The organism is Pseudomonas sp. 22490 (assembly GCF_052044465.1).
Classification (GTDB): Bacteria; Pseudomonadota; Gammaproteobacteria; order Pseudomonadales; family Pseudomonadaceae; genus Pseudomonas; species Pseudomonas aeruginosa.
In genome coordinates, this window is record NZ_JBQENS010000020.1 from 3,247 (window position 1) to 23,776 (window position 20,530).

Annotated in this window: 19 protein-coding genes; 9 read left to right on the top strand and 10 right to left on the bottom strand. The window is 67.7% G+C overall.

The window, feature by feature from the left end; translation table 11 throughout:
• Positions 1 to 911, bottom strand: a 911-nt coding sequence (locus tag ACTJJX_RS21000) for an Ig-like domain-containing protein (protein WP_033984372.1), incomplete at its 3' end; no start/stop codon positions are given.
• Positions 912 to 1,410: 499 nt separating this feature from the next.
• On the opposite strand from ACTJJX_RS21000, the gene ACTJJX_RS21005 reads away from it, so the two are divergent.
• The gene (locus tag ACTJJX_RS21005) at positions 1,411 to 2,433 is read left to right on the top strand and encodes a transporter (protein WP_003106674.1); all 1,023 of its coding nucleotides are present in this window, start codon (positions 1,411 to 1,413) and stop codon (positions 2,431 to 2,433) included.
• Between the two features lie 60 nt (positions 2,434 to 2,493).
• Positions 2,494 to 3,285 carry an EcsC family protein gene (locus tag ACTJJX_RS21010; RefSeq protein ID WP_003106675.1) on the top strand — a complete coding sequence of 264 codons (792 nt, stop codon included), beginning with the start codon at positions 2,494 to 2,496 and terminating at the stop codon, positions 3,283 to 3,285.
• A 114-nt stretch (positions 3,286 to 3,399) separates the two neighbouring features.
• On the opposite strand, the gene lasA is transcribed toward ACTJJX_RS21010, so the two are convergent.
• The 8 genes from lasA to fan1 all read right to left on the bottom strand — a co-directional run bounded on the left by lasA (position 3,400) and on the right by fan1 (position 13,288).
• Positions 3,400 to 4,656, bottom strand: a complete 1,257-nt coding sequence (lasA, locus tag ACTJJX_RS21015; protein ID WP_003120216.1) for an elastinolytic metalloprotease LasA — start codon at positions 4,654 to 4,656, stop codon at positions 3,400 to 3,402.
• Positions 4,657 to 4,939: 283 nt separating this feature from the next.
• Complete coding sequence (locus ACTJJX_RS21020) at positions 4,940 to 5,365, bottom strand: hypothetical protein (RefSeq protein WP_016851737.1); 426 nt, start codon at positions 5,363 to 5,365, stop codon at positions 4,940 to 4,942.
• Between the two features lie 282 nt (positions 5,366 to 5,647).
• On the bottom strand, positions 5,648 to 5,887 hold the full coding sequence (gene acpP, locus ACTJJX_RS21025) for an acyl carrier protein (RefSeq protein ID WP_009876275.1): 240 nt from the start codon (positions 5,885 to 5,887) through the stop codon (positions 5,648 to 5,650).
• 167 nt (positions 5,888 to 6,054) lie between these two features.
• Positions 6,055 to 8,385 (bottom strand): type II secretion system secretin GspD, encoded by a 2,331-nt coding sequence (gspD, locus tag ACTJJX_RS21030; RefSeq protein WP_016851738.1) that lies wholly within the window; start codon positions 8,383 to 8,385, stop codon positions 6,055 to 6,057.
• Positions 8,372 to 8,899 carry a type VI pilus biosynthesis protein gene (locus tag ACTJJX_RS21035; RefSeq protein ID WP_003113617.1) on the bottom strand — a complete coding sequence of 176 codons (528 nt, stop codon included), beginning with the start codon at positions 8,897 to 8,899 and terminating at the stop codon, positions 8,372 to 8,374. Before ACTJJX_RS21035 ends, gspD begins: the two co-directional genes overlap by 14 nt.
• Positions 8,900 to 9,040: 141 nt before the next feature.
• Positions 9,041 to 9,250 (bottom strand): hypothetical protein, encoded by a 210-nt coding sequence (locus ACTJJX_RS21040; protein WP_016851739.1) that lies wholly within the window; start codon positions 9,248 to 9,250, stop codon positions 9,041 to 9,043.
• An 89-nt stretch (positions 9,251 to 9,339) separates the two neighbouring features.
• Positions 9,340 to 11,616 (bottom strand): ATP-dependent DNA helicase, encoded by a 2,277-nt coding sequence (locus ACTJJX_RS21045; protein ID WP_014603038.1) that lies wholly within the window; start codon positions 11,614 to 11,616, stop codon positions 9,340 to 9,342.
• Positions 11,609 to 13,288, bottom strand: coding sequence for a nuclease Fan1 (gene fan1 / locus ACTJJX_RS21050; RefSeq protein WP_016851741.1), 1,680 nt, complete (start codon positions 13,286 to 13,288; stop codon positions 11,609 to 11,611). The genes ACTJJX_RS21045 and fan1 overlap by 8 nt, the downstream gene beginning before the upstream one ends.
• Before the next feature lie 133 nt (positions 13,289 to 13,421).
• Between fan1 and ACTJJX_RS21055 the strand changes: the two genes are divergently transcribed.
• From ACTJJX_RS21055 to modC, 4 genes are all read left to right on the top strand, one after another.
• Positions 13,422 to 14,072, top strand: coding sequence for a TetR/AcrR family transcriptional regulator (locus ACTJJX_RS21055; protein WP_003450136.1), 651 nt, complete (start codon positions 13,422 to 13,424; stop codon positions 14,070 to 14,072).
• Between the two features lie 118 nt (positions 14,073 to 14,190).
• On the top strand, positions 14,191 to 14,946 hold the full coding sequence (gene modA, locus ACTJJX_RS21060) for a molybdate ABC transporter substrate-binding protein (protein ID WP_016851742.1): 756 nt from the start codon (positions 14,191 to 14,193) through the stop codon (positions 14,944 to 14,946).
• A 12-nt stretch (positions 14,947 to 14,958) separates the two neighbouring features.
• A complete protein-coding gene (gene modB / locus ACTJJX_RS21065) occupies positions 14,959 to 15,645 on the top strand; it encodes a molybdate ABC transporter permease subunit (RefSeq protein WP_003088068.1) in 687 nt (228 codons plus the stop codon).
• Position 15,646: 1 nt separating this feature from the next.
• On the top strand, positions 15,647 to 16,732 hold the full coding sequence (gene modC, locus ACTJJX_RS21070; RefSeq protein ID WP_003098212.1) for a molybdenum ABC transporter ATP-binding protein: 1,086 nt from the start codon (positions 15,647 to 15,649) through the stop codon (positions 16,730 to 16,732).
• Positions 16,733 to 16,753: 21 nt separating this feature from the next.
• Here modC and ACTJJX_RS21075 read toward each other — a convergent pair whose 3' ends face one another.
• Positions 16,754 to 17,581 (bottom strand): class I SAM-dependent methyltransferase, encoded by an 828-nt coding sequence (locus tag ACTJJX_RS21075; RefSeq protein WP_014603040.1) that lies wholly within the window; start codon positions 17,579 to 17,581, stop codon positions 16,754 to 16,756.
• 85 nt (positions 17,582 to 17,666) lie between these two features.
• Here ACTJJX_RS21075 and ACTJJX_RS21080 point away from each other — a divergent pair, with 85 nt between their 5' ends.
• The 3 genes from ACTJJX_RS21080 (at position 17,667) to ACTJJX_RS21090 (ending at position 20,429) form a co-directional block, all read left to right on the top strand.
• Positions 17,667 to 18,554, top strand: a complete 888-nt coding sequence (locus tag ACTJJX_RS21080; RefSeq protein WP_003098210.1) for a LysR family transcriptional regulator — start codon at positions 17,667 to 17,669, stop codon at positions 18,552 to 18,554.
• An 8-nt stretch (positions 18,555 to 18,562) separates the two neighbouring features.
• On the top strand, positions 18,563 to 19,390 hold the full coding sequence (locus ACTJJX_RS21085; protein WP_003098209.1) for an aminoglycoside phosphotransferase family protein: 828 nt from the start codon (positions 18,563 to 18,565) through the stop codon (positions 19,388 to 19,390).
• Positions 19,391 to 19,505: 115 nt separating this feature from the next.
• Positions 19,506 to 20,429 (top strand): DUF808 domain-containing protein, encoded by a 924-nt coding sequence (locus ACTJJX_RS21090; RefSeq protein ID WP_003098208.1) that lies wholly within the window; start codon positions 19,506 to 19,508, stop codon positions 20,427 to 20,429.
• Positions 20,430 to 20,530: the final 101 nt, after the last annotated feature.

A 20,530-nucleotide genomic window follows, 5' to 3' on the forward strand; every position in this document is an offset into this window, starting at 1 on the left:
AGCGGAACCTCGAAGCTGCCGCCGGGGCCGACCACCACGGTGGTGTCCGGCTGGCCGTCGCCGTCGGTATCGACGCCCACCGTCGAGCCGGGTTCGGCCTTGCCGGTGACGCTGCTGCCGTCCGGCGCCACCTGCACGTCGGTAGCCGGCGCCGGGGCGGTAGTGTCCGGAGCGGTGACCTGGGCCGGCGGGCTGGCGTTGCCAGCCGGGTCGGTGACCACCACGGTGACCGTCTGGCCATTGGTCAGCGGCGGGTTCAGCGGAGCGGTGAAATTGCCGTTGGCATCGGCGATCACGGTGAGGTCCGGCTTGCCGTCGCCATTGGTATCGATGCCGACGCTCGCGCCGGCCTCGGCCTGGCCGCTGATGCTGCTGCCGTCAGGCGCTATCTTCAGGCCGCTGGCCGCCTTCGGCGGAGTGGTGTCCGGGGGCACCGAAGAACCGCCGCCGCCACCGCCGCCGCTGCTGTTGGAAATCGCCACCCCGGCGCCGATGGCCGCCGCACCGACCAGCAGCGCAGTCCCTGCGCTCATGCCACCGAGCACACCGGCGCCGGTCAGCGACTCGAAACCGGCCAGGCTTTCCTGCGGGATGTAGCCGGCCATCAGCGGCCCGTCGGCGGCGACCGGCGGCAGATCTACCGCCACCAGCTTGTCCTTGTCGGCCAGGAACAGCTGGCTGGAAGGCTGGCCTTCCGCATAGAAGTTGGCGATGCGTACGCTTTCCCCGGTCTTCAGCTGGACGATCAGGTCCGAACCGCTCTTCGAGTATCCCGCCACCGACTCCGGTGCGACATCGAGCGCGATATTACTGCTCTGGGAGAGTTTGAGTATCCCGTTTTCCGGAACCTCGACGGCAGCCGCAGAAGAAATACTCTGATCGATAGGGGTAACTTTCGCCTGGATCGACATTTCCGACATTCCTCTTGTCAAGCAGCGACCGAACGGCCGCACCATGTAATCCAGAAATAGCAGCTTTTAAATAAAAGGCGAGTCTGACTTTATATATAACGACTAAGAAAGCCCCCATGAAAAATTCAATTTAGATAACCCCTGGAAAACATGCAGCCATTTAGCCATCACACGCCTATCTAATTGATAAACAATATATAATCAAAAAGTTATAATACTTTATAAACAACCCCCATCACCTGGCACGGCAAATCGACTAAATAACCCAGCGGGCAAATATCAGAACTCTACGATGCGTATTTCATAAAAACCGGGAGAAATGAAATAGCACTTCCCGGCACCTCGTAGTTCGTCGGCGCGAGGCGACGGCAAGACGCCCCCGACAGTTCCAACGGAAAGCATCGCCGGGCATCCCGCGAAGCGGCCTTCATCGCCCTGCAATCAAAGCGTCATCGTTACGATGCCAAGTTACCCAACCGATCCTCTCCCGCGAGCGACCATGCATCACGGTATCTCCCCGCCCCAGGACGCCGACCTGTTCGGCCTGATCTACGGTTTCCGTTTCCGCCCCGGCGAAGCGGGGCGGGAAATCGACTCGGCTACCGCCCTCGCCTGCCTGCGGCAGGCTCGCGAGGAGGCGCCGGACGAGTTCCTCTGGCTGCACCTGAACCTCGCCCATGCCGCCTGCGAGCGCTGGATGAAGAAGCATCTGGAACTGCCGGATTATTTCTTCGAAAGCCTGCGCGAGGGGTCGCGCTCGACGCGCATCGAACACGTCGACTCGGCGCTGCTGGCAGTGGTCAACGACGTGGTCTTCAACTTCGGCCTGGTCTCTTCGGACGTGGCCACCCTGTGGGTCTGCGCCCGTGGCCGGCTGCTGGTCAGTGCACGAGCGCAACCGCTGCGCTCGGTGGACAAGCTGCGCTCTTCGGTGAAGCACGGCGAACCTTTCCGTTCGCCCCTGCAGTTGCTGATCCACCTGTTGCGCGACCAGGGCGACGTGCTGACCCAGATCGTCCGCGAAACCAGCGTCGCAGTGGACCGCATTGAGGACCAGCTACTGGCCCTGCGCCTCTCCGCCAACCGCGCCGACCTCGGCGCCATGCGGCGCGTGCTGGTACGCCTGCAACGCCTGCTGGCGCTGGAGCCCGGTTCGCTGCTGCGCCTGCTCAACCGACCGCCGGAATGGCTACAGGATGCCGACCTGCGTGAGTTGCGCGAAGCCACCGAGGAGTTCTCCCTGGTGATCAGCGACCTGACCGCCCTGGGCGAACGGATCAAGCTGCTGCAGGAAGAGATCGCGGCCAAGCTCAACGAACAGAATAACCGCATCCTCTTCACCCTGACCATGGTCACGGTGCTGGCCCTGCCGATCAACATCGTCGCCGGCTTCTTCGGCATGAACGTCGGCGGGATTCCCTTCGCCGACGATCCTGAAGGCTTCTGGATCATGCTCGTGCTGGTCGCCAGCTTCACCTTCCTCGCCGGCCGCTGGGCCTTCCGCAAGCGCGGCGACTATTGAGCGTGGACAACGCCGGCGGACAGTGGTTAGGTTGACCGACCACCGTCAGCCGGACCTTCCATGAGCCTTTCCCCCGCCGATCTCAAGCAACTCCAGGCCGCCAAGAACCTGCTGGAGAACCCTGGACTCACCGCGCAACTCACCAGCCTGCTGGGCACGCCGATCGAATACGGCCTGAAGAAGCTGCCACGGAAGGTCAACGAGAAGCTCGGTTCGGTGATCGAGGGAGCGCTGCTGAAAGTCGCCCGCTCGGCCACCGCCACTCTCCAGGAAAACGCCAGCGGTCAACCGGCGAACCGCCTGCATACCCTCGGCGCCGCCGTTTCCGGTGGCGTCGGCGGCTTCTTCGGGCCGCTGGCGATGCTGGTCGAGGTGCCGGTCACCACCGGCATCATCTTCCGTTCCATCGCCGACATCGCGCGCAGCGAGGGCGAGTCGATCAGGGACATGGACACCCTGATGGCCTGTATCGAAGTCTTCGCCCTCGGCGGCAAATCCGCCTCGGACGACGCGTCGGAGTCCGGCTACTACGCGGTGCGTACGGCGCTGGCCCAGCAGGTCAAGGCGGCCGCCGACTTCCTCGGCAAGGACGCCGGCAGCAAGAAGGCCGCGCCCATGCTCCTGGCCCTGGTGCGCAAGGTCGCCGAGCGCCTGGGCGTGCAGTATTCGGAAAAGCTCGCGGCGCAGATCGTGCCCATCGTCGGCGCCCTCGGCGGCGCGGCGATCAACACGGTGTTCATGAACCATTTCCAGGCCATGGCGCGCGGTCACTTCGTCGTCCGCCGCCTGGAACGCCACTACGGCAAGGATGTGGTTCGCGACGCCTACGCCCTGCTGCCCCGGCGCGGCTGAGCATGCCGGCCCACGCGGTCAGCCTGGCGCCGGGCGCGGCGGCAGCGACGCGCCAGCTGTTCAGCGCCGTTTCGCTCGCGGCGGAGCCCGGCTGGAGCCGGGCCCCGCGCCGACTCAGAGCGCCAGGCCGGGGTTGTACAACGGACGGAAAGCGCAATGGGTGGTGCCGGCGCTCTGGTTGTAGAAATAGTAGCGGCGACAGTCGTTGTCGTAGTTGCTGGTGCCGACGTTGATCCGGTACGGACCGAAGCTGGCGCCCTGCAGGGAAACGAAGGCGCCGTTGTAGAGCAGCGAGAAATGCAGGTGCGGTCCGGTGGAGCTGCCACCCTCGCAGAGCGCGGTGTTGATGTTGCCGGCATAGACGCCGAGCTTGGTGTCGGCGCTGACCTGCTGGCCGTTGCTCACCTGGATCTGGTCCATATGGTAGTAGTTGGTCGCCCAGCCGCTGGGGTGGGTCACCCGTACCTGGCAGCGCGACAGCACCCGTACCGTACCGGCGTGGGCGGCGACCACGCTGTAGGTCGCACTGCCCCAGCGCGGCCAGTCGTAGGACGCATCGAAGGACGAGTACGGATAGCCCGAGCCGGTGTTCGAATGCGCTCCGTTGGGCTGCCAGGAATAGCCCTGGCGCCAGGGCAATTGCATCAGGTTGGATGGCGGCGCCAGCGCGGCCTTCGCCTGGAGTTGCCGGGCCACGCGGTTGCGCGGCTGCAGGAGTTCCGCGGCCGGGGTGCCGAACAGGCGCTGGAAGGTCTGCGCGTAGGCGCCGAGCGGATTGCCGCCTTGCACGGCGGAGGCCTTCGCCCCCTCTCGCAACAGACCGAGCAGCGCGGCCGATGCCGCGTTCAGGCCGTCCTCGCCGACGGCCTTGCGCGCAGCCGCCTGGCGCAACTGGTATTCCTCGAAACCGTAGTAGCGCCGCGACAACTGCTGCAACACGTCGCGGACCTGGGCATCGAAGCCGCGTTTCGCCGACAGCCGTCCCAGCGGCGCCGCCAAGGCGCGCTCGTCCGGCGCCCCCAACGGCCCGGATTGCATGACCATCAGGGTCAGCAACACTTTCGGGTTGATGCTGTAGTAGCCGCTCCAGTGCTCCAGGTATTCGCTCTTGTCGCGCAGCGCCGGCGCATTCACCGCCAGGTAGGCCTCGAGGTCGAACGCCTCGGCGTCGCGACCGTAGAGGAACAGGTCGTCATTCAGCGGCAGGGCCACGCTGGGCAGTTGCAACTGGCCGAGTAACTCCGCCGAATAGCGGAAGGCCGGCAGGCCATCGTCATGGGCATTGGCCGTACCGCCCACGGCGAGCGCCAGCAAGACGAAGAGGAACGGCGAGCGCGGACTCGCCATCGCGCGGGATCTTTTGTGCTGCATGGGTAGCTCCTGGTCATCGAAGGGAAACCTTGAAAGCCAGCAGCCCGGCGACATCGCCTCCGACGGGATAGCCTGGTCCGCTCCGCCGGTATTTCGCCCAGGCCGGGTTGCACGCCGCAGGACCGTGCAACGCCGTCACCCGGGAAGACAACTATCAGCTTTTGCAGTAGATCCGGTGCCCCGCTCCGTCCGGCTGTAAAGCGTGCGGCAGCGCACTCCAACAGAGCCGAATCGATCACAGAACGCCAGGCGTCGGAAATACTTCGATACAGTCTGCGCGCGCTCAGCGTTCCTCGGTGGAGGAGCCGTCGAGCGGATCGCGACGTGCCAGCTCGGCTTCGTCGAGGCCGTGGCCAGCGCCGATCTCGTTGCCATGCACGACCCTCAGGCGCTTGTCCGCGGGCGATTCGCCGCCGCGCTCGGCCGGCGAGCGGGCGCCGCTTTCGTCGATCAGGGTTTCCGGAGCCAGATCGTCCATGCCGACGTTATCCTGGTAACCATCGTCCTCGTCCGGCTGCCCGCCAGCGTGGCCCGCCTCGCGTACCCGCCGCGAGGAAAACTCGGCCTCCACCTCGGCCTCGGGCCGCTCGTCGCCGATCCGCGCCTTGCGCGCCTGGCGGCGCTCGTCGAAATCGAGCTCGCGCATCGAACCCATGCGGTCCTGGATATCATCGATTTCCTGGGGTGTTGTTTTCCGTCGTGTAGCCATGGCGACCTCCGTTACGAATGGCGGGCACGCGCCGGGAATGGCACGCTGCCCTTGTTCGGTCGACCGGCGAGGCGCGGGAAGATTCAGGAAATCCAACCGACGGCGGCCGCCTCGCAATCGCGGCGGCGGGCAAAAAAAAGCCGGATCGGCCCGGGGCGGGCTGGACGATCCGGCGTAATCGAAGCGCGGGACGTCGCGCACCTTGCCGCCGGCACGGGCGGGAGGTGGCGCACAGCGTTTCGCAGGGAATGACCACGGCATCGGCCGGTGGTCCAGGGGGAGTCAGGTCGGCACGGCTTCCTCGAGATAGTCGATGGCCTGGCGCACGGTCTCGATCCGTTCCGCATCGTCATCGGCGATCTCGACGCCGAACTCCGTTTCCAGGGCCATGACCAGTTCGACCACCTCGAGCGACTCGGCACCGAAGTCGTTACGGAAGTCGCTGTCCAGCCGGATGTCGCATTCCTCCACGCCGAACCGGGCGGCTACCAGTTTCCTCACTCTGGTCTCGATGTCGTCCATGCATTGCGGTCCCACTGCCCGGCCCTGGAAAAAAGTGCGGCTACTAAAGCCTCCGTCCCCGCCAGCGACAACTGCCAGATCTGGCAGTGGCGCTGCGCTGGAGCGCGGCCGCCGCAGCGCGCCGGACAATCCGGTGGACGGAGCGCGACGCGAGGATTCGAAGTCCGTCACAGGGCGCTTCCCGGCGTATGCGCAATCACCCGCGCCTTCCCTCGCGGCAGGCTTTCGGGCAGTTCCGCCAGGGCCCGGCGTGCCTGCTCCGGGTCGAGGTAGTCGCCCCGTTCCACCGCGAACAGCTCCTGGCCATCGCGCAGTTCGCGGCGCAAACGCAACGACAGGCCCGGATGCCGCTCGATCAGCGCGCGCATGAAGGCTTCGCTGCTGCCCTCGACCAATCGCACGGCGTAGCGCTGGGGTGACGGCGGCTGCGGCGCGTGCGTGCCCTGGCGAACCTCCAGCACCTCGCCGCCGCGACCGTCGCCCAGGGACGCCGGGTCCGCCAGGCGCGGCTTCTCCATCAGCACCGGGGCTGGAGCCGGATAGCTGCGCGGCGAGCCAATAGGTGCCGGTGCGCCCTGGGCAGCGGGACGCAGGTCGATGGCGCCGGCATCCTCGAACAGCGGGCGCGCCGGTTCGCCGGCGGCACCGCGCAGCAACTGGATGGAACGGTAACGGCCATGGCTGATGCGCTCCAGGCCGGCGGCATCGCGGACGATGCTCGGGCGCAGGAAGACCATCAGGTTGCGCTTCACCCGGGTCTCGCGGGACGAGCGGAACAGCCGGCCGACGCCGGGGATGTCGCCCAGCAGCGGTACCCGCGAATCGCTGCGCAGCAGGTCGTCCTGGATCAGTCCGCCGAGGACGATGACCTGGCCGTCGTCGGCCAGTACGGTGCTCTTGATCGAGCGCTTGTTGGTCACCAGGTCCACCGCCTTCGCCGCCAGGGTGGCGGTTGGCGCGATGGAGGATATTTCCTGCTCGATCTCCAGGCGCAGCATGCGGTCCTCGCCGATGTGCGGCGTGACCTTGAGGGTCACCCCGATATCCTTGCGCTCGACAGTGGTGAACGGATTGCTCGAACCGCTGGCGCTGGTGGTGTAGCTGCCGGTCTGGAACGGCACGTTCTGGCCGACCAGGATTTCCGCCTTCTGGTTGTCCAGGGTCAGCAGGCTCGGCGTCGACAGCAGGTTGCTGCGGCTATTGCGGCTCAGCGCGGTGACCAGCGCGCCGAAATCGCGACTGCCGAGGCCGACTATCGCACCGTCGGGCAGCTCTGCCGGCGGCTTGCCGGCCTGCAACGCGCCCAGCAGGGTGCCGATGGACAACCCGCTGTCGGCGAAGCCAGCGCCGCCGGCGACATGCCCGCTACGCAGCGCCCATTGCACCCCGAGGGCGTCGCCGATCTCGCCGGACAGCTCGACGATCGCCGCCTCCACCAGCAGTTGCGCGCGCGGCACGTCGAGCTGGCGGACGATGTCCTCGAGCAGGCCGACATCCTCCGGGTCGGCGAGGATCACCAGGGCATTCAGCGATTCGTCGGCGCGCACCAGCAGGCCGCGCTTGCCGCTTCCCCGGCCATCCTGGCCCCGCTCGCCGTGCAGCGATTCGCCGATCTCCCCGAGGGTGGCGGCAAGGGTCTTGGCGTCGCCATGGCGCAGGCGGATCACCCGGCTGTTCGCCGACCGCGACGAGGGGACGTCGAGCGACTGCGCCAGCCGCAGCAAGCGCGCTCGCGCCTGCTGCGGACCGAGCAGGACCAGGCGGTTGCTGCGGCTGTCGGCAAGGACCTGGACGGTGGCGGCGCTCTTCCCGGCGGCCGGGGTGACGCTGCGATCGAGCACCTCGGCGATTTCCGCGACCCAGGCATGGCGCATGTCGTAGATGCTGTAGTCATGTTCGCCGGCCCGGTCGAGGCTGCGCACGATCGCCTCGATGCGCTCGATGTTGGCGCGGCGGTCGCTGACGATCAGCGCGTTGGCCGACGGTACGGCGGCCAGATGGCCATGGGCCGGGACCAGCGGCCGGATCATCGGGATTAGTTCCGCCACCGAGGTCTGCTGCGCCTGGACCACCCGCGTCTCCAGGCTGCCCGGCCCATCGCGGACGGTCTTCTGCGCGGCGTCCTGGCGTGCCTCCATGTTCGGCACGATACGCGCCTGGTCGCCCTGCGGCAGCACCGCGTAGCCATGGGTGGCGAGCACCGAAAGGAACAGTTGGTAGACCTCCGCCAGGCTGAGCCGCGCCTGGGATACCACCGTGACCCGTCCCTTCACCCGCGGATCGACGACGAAGGTCTGGCCGCTGATGCTCGATACCTGCTCGATGAAGTCGCCGATCTCGGCATCCTTCATGTTGATCGTCCACTGCTCTTCCTCTTGCGCGGCGGCAGTCTCGGCAGGTGCCGGATGGACCGGCGGCGCCAGGCCGAGGACGGCCAGCGACAGGACCAGGAACAGCGGAGACAGGCGCTGGGCGGAACGGGTACTACAACGTGGCATGGGTGGTTTCTGCCCCTTCGGCTTTGGGGAAATACAGACGTTCTTCATAACCCTGGTCGCGCAGCACCACATGGTCGCGATGAACCGCCAGCAGCACGGTGCCGGGGCGCACTTCGGCGCCCGGCAGGAAGCGCTGCGAGCGCCCGGCCACCGCGATCAGCGCCGCCGAGCGGTCCTCGCGACGCGCCAGGAAGCAGGCCAGCAGGCGCAATTGCAGACGCTCGCCCGCCGTCGCGCCGCGCGGCGACGGAGCGCCACCGAACAAGCCGGCTAACGCCGCGCGCGGGGCCGCTGAAGGGTTGGCTGGCGGCGCCGGGGCCGCTGCGGCGGGCAATTCCGCCAGCTCGCGGCGCAGCGAGCGCGTCTGGCTGGCCAGGCTGGCGCTGAGCAACGCCAGCAGCAGCACGCAAAGCACAGCGGGCGCATGCCCGGCCAGGCTGCGCAGGGAAACGAAAGACGATGGAAGGTGACGCGACATGCAGCAGGCGGATTCCGGCAAACGGGCGCGCTGCATCGACGCGGCTCGCCCAGGGGCGGCGAGCATAAGGGATGGGGCTGTGGCCTACGGCCGCGAAAGGGCAAAACTGTTAAGGCTGCCCGCTTTGATCCTTCGTGGCGGGAACTGGCCCACAAAACGCCAGGCGCGGGAAAGGCCTCAGCGCTTGCCCATCGAACGACGGGTACCGCGCGGCGCCATGCCGGGACGCTGGCCCTTGTCGTGGATCTTCCGCTGCGGATAGAGCTGGGCCTGGTTCTTCTTCGCCAGGGCGGCCTTCAGCAACGCGCTGGCGTCGCTCGGCGCGGCCTGGGCCGGAGCGTCGTCGGAGGAAAGGGTCTGGGGAAGAGCGTCGGGAGCGGAAGCCATGGCGTATCCGGATCGGGGGAAATCGTGGGGACGCGATTATACATGGCTGTCCGGCTGTCCGGCAGCACCTGCCGGCGTATCGCCACGGGTCAACGCAGTTGCCACCAGCCCGGCAGCAACCGGCGCACCTTGGCCTGGGCGAAACGGTCGTCGATCAGGTGCACCACGCCGCGATCGCTGCGGCTGCGGATCACCCTCCCGGCGGCCTGGACCACCTTCTGCAGTCCCGGATACAGGTAGGTGTAGTCGTAGCCGTCACCGAACAGGCGCTGCATGCGCAGGCGGATCTGCTCGTTCACCGGATTCACCTGGGGCAACCCGAGGGTGGCGATGAAGGCGCCGATCAGGCGCTCGCCAGGCAGGTCGATGCCTTCGCCGAAGGCACCGCCGAGCACGGCGAAGCCGATGCCCTCGCCGCCCGCGACGAAGCGCTCAAGGAAGCCTCGGCGCTCCGCCTCGTCCATCCGTGGCGTCTGGCTCCAGCACGGCACCCACGGGTATGCCTGGCGGAAGACGTCCAGCGCCTGCTGCAAGTAATCGAAACTGCTGAAGAAGGCCAGGTAGTTGCCCGGCCGCTGGCGAAACTGCTCGCCGAGAATCGCTGCGATGGGCGCCAGGGATGCCTGGCGCTGCGCATAGCGCGTGGAAACCCGACGCTGTATGTGCACCTCCAGTTGCTCGGCGCTGAATGGCGAGTCCACTTCCAGCCAGGGCGTGCCCGCCGGCAGGCCGAGCAGGTCGGCGTAATAGTCGCGCGGCCCGAGGGTAGCGGAGAACAGCACGGTGGAGCGGCTGGCGGCGAAGCGCTCGGCGAGAAACGCCGCCGGCACCACGTTGCGCAGGCACAGCCGGGCCAGGCTGCGGCCGTTGCGGCCTGGGCGCTTCTCGATGTCGAACAGCGAATGCTCGCCGAACAGCTCGGCGAGACGGCCGAACTGCAGGATCGCGAAGTAGAACTCCTGCAACGCCGGCTCCAGCGCCTGCGGTTGCTCGGCGAGCAGGTCGTTGATCGCCGCCACCGCGTTCTGCAAGGCCAGGAGCAGCTTCTGCGGAGGCTCGTCGTAGGCCTGGTAGTCGTCCGCCTGGGTCTTGGCCAGTTCGTTCCAGGCACGCTGGATGCGCTCCAGCGGTTTCCTCAGGGCCTCCGGGGCGGTTTTGCGCACACCGAGGAAATCGCCCTGGTCGAGTTCGGCGGAATACATCCGCCGGCCGCGCTCCACCAGGTTGTGCGCCTCGTCCACCAGTACCGCCACCCGCCACTGGTTGACCTGGGCCAGGCCATGGAGCATGGCGCCGAGATCGAAGTAGTAGTTGTAGTCGCCCACCGCCAGGTCGCACCAGCGCGCCAGTTCCTGGCCCAGGTAGTAGGGACAGACCCGGTGCGCCAGCGCCACCTCGCGCAACCGCGCCTGGTCCAGCCAGCGCGCCTCCACGGCGGCGGCGCGGGCCGCCGGCAGGCGTTCGTAGAAGCCCTGGGCCAGGGGACAGGACTCGCCGTGGCAGGCCTTGTCCGGGTGCTCGCAGGCCTTGTCCCGCGCCACCAGTTCCAGCACCCGCACCGGCAGTCCGCCGGTCTCCCCTTCCAGGCTACGCAGGGCATGCAGCGCGAGGGCCCGGCCCGGGGTCTTGGCGGCCAGGAAGAACAGCCGGTCCAGGCGCTGCCCGGGCATCGCCTTGAGTTGCGGGAACAGCGTGCCGATGGTCTTGCCGATCCCGGTCGGCGCCTGGGCCATCAGGCAACAACCGGCGGAGGCGGCCTTGTACACCGCCTCCGCCAGTTGCCGCTGGCCGTGGCGGAATTCGGCGTGGGGAAAGCGTAACGCGGCCAGTTCGCGGTCGCGCCGCTGGCGGTGCGCCAGTTCCTGCTCGGCCCAGGCGAGAAACGCCTGGCACTGGCTCTCGAAGAACAGCCGCAGCTCGTCGGCCCGCACCCGCTCGACGAAGCGGGTCTCCTTCTGGCTGCCGACCTCCAGGTAGACCAGCGCCAGTTCGACTTCCTCCAGCTTCCGTTCGGCGCAGAGCAGCCAGCCGTAGACCCTGGCCTGGGCCCAGTGCAGGTGCCGGTGGTTGGCCGGTTGCAGGGCGAGGTCGCCGCGGTGGGTCTTGATTTCCTCCAGGCAGTTCGCCTGCGGATCGTACCCATCCGCCCGGCCGCGCACCTGCAAGTGACGGTAGCGTCCGTCCAGCGCCACTTCGCGCTGGTAGTGAGCGGGGCGCCGGGAGGTCACCAGGGTATGTCCGGCGATGCCTTCCAGGGCGCTGGGCGACGGGGTGAAGCGCAGGTCGAGGTCGCCGCGCTTGGCGCTGAACTCGCAAAGCGCGCGCACCGCCACCTGGTACAGCGCCTCGCCGCCCTGCTCAGTCATCGACATGCCAGCGCACGTAGCAGACCGCCACCGGCATCTCCCGCTCGCGGCAGAATTGCAGCCAGCGCAACTGGTTGTCCTGCAGGCGGTCGCCCGGTCCCTTGACCTCGACCATCCGGTAGCGCCGCTGCGCCGGCCAGAACTGGATCAGGTCCGGCAGGCCGGCGCGGTTGCCCGGGATATCCTCCAGCAGGCGTTCGAACCAGGCGCGCAGGTGGGCCGCCGGCAGGCAATCGAGCGCCTGTTCGAGCAGTTCCTCGCCAAGCAGTTCCCAGTAGACGAAGGGCGACTGCAGGCCGAACTTGTCGCGGTAGCGACAGCGGATCGCGTCGCGGTAGCTGCCGTCCTCCAGCCGTCCCAGGCAGGCCTCGAACAGGGCGGCGCGGCGCTGGCGGAAGTCGGCGCTGTGCAGGTCCGCCGGCGCGCTGTGGAAGGGATGGAAGAACGCCCCGGGAATGGCGGCGAAGATCGCCTCCCAGCAGAGCAGCCCGAACAGCGAATTGATCAGGCCGTTCTCGACGTAGTGCACCGCGCAACCGGGCTCTTCCAGGTGCTCGCGGACCGCCCACTCGACGCTACAGGGTTCGCTCGGGAACGCCAGGCACAGGTCCAGGCGGTCGATTTCCGGAGCCGCCGCCCGCGCCTGTCGCGGCAGGCCGAGCTTGCCTTGCAGGCGCGGCAGCAATCGGGCCAGGCCCTGGCGTTCGGCGTCGCTTTCCGGCGCACAGCTGGCCTCCCGCGCCAATGCATGGGCTTCGGCGAAGCGCTCGCCGCGTTCCAGGCTGCGAATCGCCCGCAGGCGCGCGCCGGGGTGGCTGGATTGGCGATAGAGCCGCTGGGCCAGGTCGAAATCCCGCTGCTTTTCGCAGTGCTGGGCGAACTGGAACAGCAGCTTGACCCGCCGCCCTTCCAGCCAGGGATTGGCGTAGGGTTCGCCCGGCAGGCCGGCGAGCAGTTCCTCCAGCGGCTCGCCGAGGTCGAAGCGCTGGCGGCAGTCGAACAGGTGGAGATAGGCGTCGACGTCGGCACGCAGGCGAAAGCCGCGGGAGTCGGCGGAAAACTCGACGCTTTCGTAACGATAGATACCCAGGTCGGCAAGGACGAACTCCGACCAGTCCTGCCACAGGTTGCCGAAATACATCAACCGCAAGCGGTCGCAGAGCCCCATGCAGCGCAACTCGTAGACCGGTTCGGCGAAGTCGGCCTGCCACTCGCCGAGCCGCCGCGCCTCGGGGAACAACGGCTGGAGCCGCTCCAGCAACGCATCCTTGCGCAGGTTCGCGCGCCCGAGATGGTCCCTGAACAGCTGCGACAATTCGTCCTTCTTCAGCAAGCCGAACAGTTGCGCCAGTTCCAGGGTCGGCTGCGCGTCCACCCAGCCCAATGCCAACAGCGGTTGTACGGCGGCGCGCGTGTCGCCGATCTCGGCATAGGCCAGCTTGCCTTCGCGGAACAGCGTGCCCTTGCGCATCACCATGCGCACCAGCAGGGCCTGGCTGGCCTCGGGCAGCTCGGCGAACGCGGCGATGAAGGCACGTTCCTGATCGTCGAGCAGATCGGCATAGCGTTCGCCGATCCAGGCGAGCACCGCGCGGAAGTTGTGCAGGTAGTAGAAGGGTTCGGGAAGCGCTGGGGAATTCACGGGAAGCGGAGCCTGGTACTGTTCATGCATACAGATACCAGCGCCCCCACGGCTTGGCAATGCGCATCCGATCAAGCGTCGCCGGCCTGACGACGACTATCCAGGCACAAGGCGTTCGTTATATAAAAATATTAACAACGAAACCTGCCCCGTATCGGTCCCGATGAAGAAGATCCGCCAACGCAACCTGCAACTGATCCTCGACGCCGCCTGCGAAGTCTTCGCCGACTGCGGCTTCAGCGCCGCCCGGCTCAGCGACGTCGCCGAGCGCGCCGGCGTGGCGAAGGCCAACGTGCTCTATTACTACCGCTCCAAGGCGCAACTCTACGAGGCGGTGCTGGACAGCATCGTCGAGCCCCTGCTGGAAGCCTCCCGGCCATTCGCCGGCGGCCAGCCGCCCGCCGAGGCGCTACGCGCCTACGTCGACAACAAGATGCGCATCGGCGCCGAGCGGCCGCACGCGGCCAGGGTCTTCTCCTGCGAGATCATGCGCGGCGCGCCGCGCATGCCGGCGCCGCTGCTGGAACGCCTCGACGCCCAGGCGGAACGCAACGCCGAGCGCATCCGCCAGTGGATCGACGAAGGCCTGCTGGCGCCGCTGGATCCGTACCACCTGCTGCTCAACCTGTGGGCGATGACCGAGTCCTATGCCCTTGGCGGCTGGCAACTGGCGCGCCTCACCGGCCAGGCCGGGCTGGACGCAAGCGACTACCGGCAGGCGGCGGAAAACATCGTCCGCCTGGTCTGCGCCGGCTGCCTGGCACTCCCCGGCGAGGCCGCGCCGCGTCGGCGTTTCCGCGCGCTGGCCGGCTGAGCGACTTGCGCCGGATCAATTTCCGCGTAGCGCTATATTCCAAAAGCCATAGCGAACCCCTAAGCTTGCGCCAGCCCCGTCCGCCAACTTCGTTCGCCCCCCCCCACAGGAGCACTCCATGACCACCCGCCTGCCCCAGCTATTGCTCGCCCTCCTCGCCAGCGCCGTATCCCTGGCCGCCAGCGCCGACGAGGTGCAGGTCGCCGTCGCGGCCAACTTCACCGCGCCGATCCAGGCCGTCGCCAAGGAATTCGAGAAAGACACCGGGCACAGGCTGGTTGCCGCCTACGGCGCCACCGGCCAGTTCTATACGCAGATCAAGAACGGCGCTCCGTTCCAGGTTTTCCTCTCCGCCGACGACAGCACTCCGGCGAAACTGGAGCAGGAAGGCGAGATCGTGCCCGGCTCGCGCTTCACCTATGCCATCGGCACCCTGGCACTCTGGTCGCCCAAGGCCGGCTACGTCGACGCCAAGGGTGAGGTGCTGAAGAGTGGCAGCTTCAGGCACCTGTCCATCGCCAACCCGAAGACCGCGCCCTACGGCCTCGCCGCCACCCAGGCGATGGACAAGCTCGGCCTCGCCGCCACGCTCGGGCCGAAGCTGGTGGAAGGCCAGAACATCAGCCAGGCCTACCAGTTCGTTTCCAGCGGCAACGCCGAACTGGGCTTCGTCGCCCTGTCGCAGATCTACAAGGATGGTAAAGTCGCAACCGGCTCGGCCTGGATCGTTCCCGCCGAGCTGCACGACCCGATCCGCCAGGACGCGGTCATCCTCAACAAGGGCAAGGACAACGCCGCCGCCAAGGCCCTGGTCGACTACCTGAAGGGCGCCAAGGCCGCCGCGCTGATCAAGTCCTACGGCTACGAACTCTAAGGCGGGACCTGCATGGCGTTGCCACTCGACAGTACGGACCTGGCGGCCATCTGGCTGACCATCGAGCTGGCTTCGCTCACCACCCTCCTCCTGCTGCTGATCGGCACGCCCATCGCCTGGTGGCTGGCGCGCACCCGCTCCTGGCTGAAGGGGCCGATCGGCGCGGTGGTGGCCCTGCCGCTGGTGCTGCCGCCGACGGTGATCGGCTTCTACCTGCTGGTCAGCATGGGTCCCAACGGTTTCATCGGCCAGCTCACCCAGAGCCTCGGTCTCGGCACCCTGCCCTTCACCTTCGCCGGTCTGGTGGTCGGCTCGGTGTTCTACTCGCTGCCCTTCGTCGTGCAACCGTTGCAGAACGCCTTCGAGGCGATCGGCGAGAAACCGCTGGAGGCTGCCGCGACCCTGCGCGCGAGCCCCGTCGACCGTTTCTTCAGCGTGGTCCTGCCGCTGGCCCGGCCGGGTTTCGTCACCGCCGCGATCCTCGGCTTCGCCCATACCGTCGGCGAGTTCGGCGTGGTGCTGATGATCGGCGGCAACATCCCGGAGAAAACCCGCGTGGTCTCGGTGCAGATATTCGATCACGTCGAAGCCATGGAATACGCCCAGGCCCACTGGCTGGCCGGCGGCATGGTGGCGTTCTCCTTCGTCGTCCTCCTCGCCCTCTATTCGGGCCGGCGCCGCCGGCCGGGCTGGGCCTGAGATGGACGGCCTGCGCCTGCGCTTCCGCCGCGCCTACCCCGGCTTCGAACTGGACATCGACCTGGCTCTTCCCGGTCGTGGCGTGACCGCTCTGTTCGGCCATTCAGGCTCCGGCAAGAGCACTTGCCTGCGCTGTATCGCCGGCCTGGAAAAGGCCGCCGAGGGCGAGGTGACGATCAACGGCGAGACCTGGCAGGACAGCCGCCGCAACCTCTTCGTCGCGCCCCACCGGCGTGCCCTCGGCTACGTGTTCCAGGATGCCAACCTGTTCCGCCACCTGACGGTGCGGCGCAACCTGGCCTTCGGTCTCAAGCGCATCGCCGCCGCCGAACGCCGCGTCGAGCTGGAACAGGCCTGCGCCCTGCTGGGCATCGAGCACCTGCTGGAACGCATGCCGGAACGCCTCTCCGGCGGCGAGCAGCAACGCGTCGGCATCGCCCGGGCCCTCCTCACCAGCCCGCGCCTGCTGCTGATGGACGAGCCTCTGGCATCCCTCGACCTGAAGCGCAAGGGCGAGATCCTGCCCTATCTCGAGCGCCTGCACGAGGAACTGGACATCCCGGTGCTCTATGTCAGCCACTCGCCAGACGAAGTGGCGCGCCTGGCCGATCACCTGGTGCTGCTGGAGAACGGCAAGGTCCGCGCCAGCGGGCCGATCGGCGAAACCCTGGCGCGAGTCGACCTGCCGCTGGCGCTGGACGACGATGCCGGGGTGGTGATCGAGGGCACGGTCAGCGACCACGACCCGGCCTACGGCCTGCTGACCCTGGTCCTGCCCGGCAGCGCGCTGCAAATGCGCGTCGCCCACGCCCCGCTGGCCCCCGGCAAGCGCCTGCGCTTCAAGGTACAGGCGCGCGACGTCAGCCTGAACCTGCGCGACGACGCCCAGAGCAGCATCCTCAACCGCCTGCCGGTACGGGTCCTGGAATTGGTCGATACCGACACCGCGGCCCACGTCCTGGTGCGCCTGGATGCCGGCGGCAATCCGCTGCTGGCGCGGATCACCCGTTACTCGCGGGACCAGTTGCAACTACGACCCGGCCAGCTGTTGTGGGCGCAGATCAAGTCGGTGGCGGTGCTCGCCTGACCCCGGCCTCGCCTGCGGCGCCTAGACCCTGGGCCAACGGTAGCGGATCAGCCGGCCCATCCGCCGCAGGAAGGCGAAGCCGTTGTAGATCGGCAGCATCAGCCGCGACGACTGCGGCAGCTTGGCGACGTCCTGCGGGTCATAGTCGGTGACCTCCTCGATGAAACGCAGGGCCGGATGCCACCGCTCGAGTTCGCGCGGGTCGTCGATGCTCCAATGCACCTGCGCCCCGGTCTCGCGCAGCGGCGGATACAGGCGCAGCAGCATGATGCCGAGGCGGCCGTAGCCGTCGAACAGCAGCTCGCCGCTACCCAGGTGGTCGACCAGGCGTTCCACCAGGCGTCGCACCTGGGACTCCCGCAGATAGGGCATCAGCCCCTCGGCCAGGACCAGGGCGGGCCGCTCGCGCGGCACCCCTTGCAGCCAGCCGTCGTCGTCCACCGAGTGGCGCAGCGCCCGATAGGCGCCGGCGCGCGGCGGGTAGAGTCGCTCGCGCAGGTCCATGACCTCCGGATAGTCGAGGTCGAACCAGGGCAGCTCGGCCGGCGGGTCGACCCGGTAGATACGGCTGTCCAGGCCGCAACCGAGGTTGAGCACCTGCCCCTCGGGATGGCGGCCGAGGAACTCGCGGCAGGCCTGGTCGAAGTAATGCGAGCGCATGGCCAGGGCCCGTTCGTTGCCCTTGCCGAGGGCGACCCTGGAGAAGTCGAAGTCGATCTGCCGCACCGCCGCCTCGGCGAAACGGTCATGGAGGATGGAATCGTCCAGGCGGCTATCCAGCGCCTTGGCGTAGAGGGTGATCAGGAGCGTCTGCTTTTCTCCGGTGAGGGTAATGCGGTGGCCGGGCATGAAAACCTCCTGCGGGCACGCGTGCCTCTTCAGTCCTTGCCGAAAACATCGCTATGCTTCGGCAATGATTGCCCTGGAGTCACGAATGAAAGCCAACTCCGATGAACTGCAAAGCTTCGTCAGTGTAGTCGACAGCGGTTCCATCAGCGCCGCCGCGGAACAGATGGGACTGACCGCCTCGGCCGTCAGCCGGACCCTCTCGCGCCTCGAGCACAAGCTCGGCACCACCCTGCTCAACCGCACCACCCGGCGCATGGAGCTGACCGAGGAAGGCCGCTACTTCCTCGACCAGGCACGGCAGATCCTGCAGCAGATGGAGGCGCTCGAGGAACGCCTGGCCCTGCGCCGGCAGAGCCCCGCCGGGCGCCTGCGGATCAACGCCGCCTCGCCCTTCATGCTGCACGCGGTGGTGCCGCACATCGGCGAGTTCCGCCGGCTGTACCCGGACATCCAGCTCGAACTCAACACCAACGACCTGATCATCGACCTGTTGGAGCAACGCACCGACGTGGCGATCCGCATCGGTGCGCTCAGCGACTCCACCCTGCACGCGCGGCCGCTGGGCGCCAGCCGCCTGCACATCCTCGCCAGCCCGGAGTACCTGGCCCGCCACGGCACGCCGGCGAGCATCGAGGGGCTGCGAGGGCACACCCTGCTCGGCTTCACCCAGCCCGAGCATCTCAACCGCTGGCCGGTGGTGCACGCCGACGGCGATCGCCTGGAGATCCAGCCGGATATCTCTGCCTCCAGCGGCGAGACGCTCCGCCAACTGGCCCTGAGCCACCAGGGCATCGCCTGCCTGGCCAGCTTCATGACCGACCGCGATATCCAGGATGGGCGCCTGGTGCCGCTGTTCGCCGAACAGATGAGCGAATACCGGCAACCGATCCACGCCGTCTACTATCGCAACTCGCAACTGGCGCTGCGCATCCAGTGCTTCCTCGACTTCATCCAGCAGCGCCTGGGCGCCTGAGACCGACCGTGAACGAATCCCTCGATTTCTCGCCCTACCTCGAGCGCTGGGCGTTGCAACCCGACGGCGAGCCCTTCGCCACCCACAGCAGCCGCCTGCTGCCGGTGCGCCATCGCGGCGCAGCGGCGATGCTGAAGATATCCAGTGCCGAAGAAGAGCGTTTCGGCCACGTACTGCTCAACTGGTGGGACGGCCAGGGCGCGGCCAGGGTGCTGGCCTACGACCACCAGGCGCTGCTGATGGAGCGTGCCACCGGCGGGCGCTCGCTGCTGGAAATGGTCAGGCGCGGCGACGACGACGAGGCTACGCGTATCCTCTGCCAGGCCATCGAACGCATCCATGCCCCGCGCCCGGGTCCGTTGCCGGAGCTGACCCCGCTGGAGCGCTGGTTCGACTCGCTGTATGCCGCCGAGCGCCGCTACGGCGGGCTCTACGTCGACTGCGCGAATGCCGCCCGCTACCTGCTGGAGACCGCTCGCGAACAGCGCCCGCTGCATGGCGACATCCACCACGGCAATGTGCTCGACTTCGGCGAGCGCGGCTGGCAAGTCATCGACCCCAAGCGGCTCTACGGCGAGCGCGGCTACGACTACGCCAACCTGTTCACCAATCCCGACGCGAAGACCGCCCAGGCGCCCGGCCGTTTCGAGCGCCAGCTGGAGATCGTAATCGCCGCCAGCGGCCTGCAGCGCCGCCGCCTGCTGCAATGGATCCTGGCCTGGACCGGACTCTCGGCGGCCTGGTTCGACGAGGACGGCAGCCGCGAGGAGACCGAAGCCGAGCTGGCCATCGCCCGCCTGGCCCTGGCAAACCTCGCTCGAACGCCTGCGCAATGAACTGTGCGGCGGCTCCCGCGCTCCAACGCGAGGCACTGTTCCGCCGCCGCGATCCGGTGTCAAATACACACCCCGCCAAGATGGCGGTGCCCACCACCCAGTAAGGAAACCCAAGATGGCCGGAGCCAGCCTCCTCACCCTCCTCGACGATATTGCCGCGGTGCTCGACGACGTCTCGCTGATGACCAAGGTCGCCGCGAAGAAGACCGCCGGTGTCCTCGGCGACGACCTGGCCCTCAACGCCCAGCAGGTCACCGGGGTCAACGCCGACCGCGAACTGCCGGTGGTCTGGGCGGTAGCCAAGGGCTCGCTGCGGAACAAGGCGATCCTCGTCCCCGCCGCGCTGTTGATCAGCGCCTTCGCGCCCTGGGCGGTGATCCCGCTGCTGATGCTCGGTGGCGCCTACCTGTGCTTCGAAGGCTTCGAGAAGATCGCCCACAAATACCTGCCCCATGACGACGAGCACGCCGACGAGGCAGCGCTGGCGGCCAATGTCGACGTGGCCGCCCTGGAAAAGCAGAAGATCGGCGGCGCGATCCGTACCGACTTCATCCTCTCCGCGGAAATCATCGCCATCACCCTGGGTACCGTCGCCGAGTCCAGCTTCACCACCCAGGTACTGGTGCTGGTCGGCATCGCCCTGGTGATGACCATCGGCGTCTACGGCCTGGTCGCCGGCATCGTCAAGCTGGACGACGCCGGCCTCTACCTGTCCAGGCGCGACAGCGGCTTTGCCCAAGGGCTCGGCGGCGCCATCCTGCGCACCGCGCCATACCTGATGAAAGGCCTGTCGGTGGTCGGCATGGCGGCGATGTTCATGGTCGGCGGCGGCATCCTCACCCACGGTATCCCGGTGGTCCACCACGCCATCGAACAGGCCGCGCAGAGCGTCGCCGGCATCGCCACGCTGGGCCCGCTGCTGGCGGCGATCACCCCGACCCTGCTGAACTTCCTGTTCGGCATCGTCGCCGGCGCGGTGGTCCTGGCGGGGGTGCTGCTGGTCAAGCGCCTGCTGCCGAAGAAGAAAAAGACTGGCTGAGCCTGCCATCGCCGGCAGCGCCATCGCGGAGGGCGGATAGCCGCCCTGGCGCGCATCCCACGAAGCGGTTGTGCGCCCTGCCCCGGAAGTCCCCCTCCGTT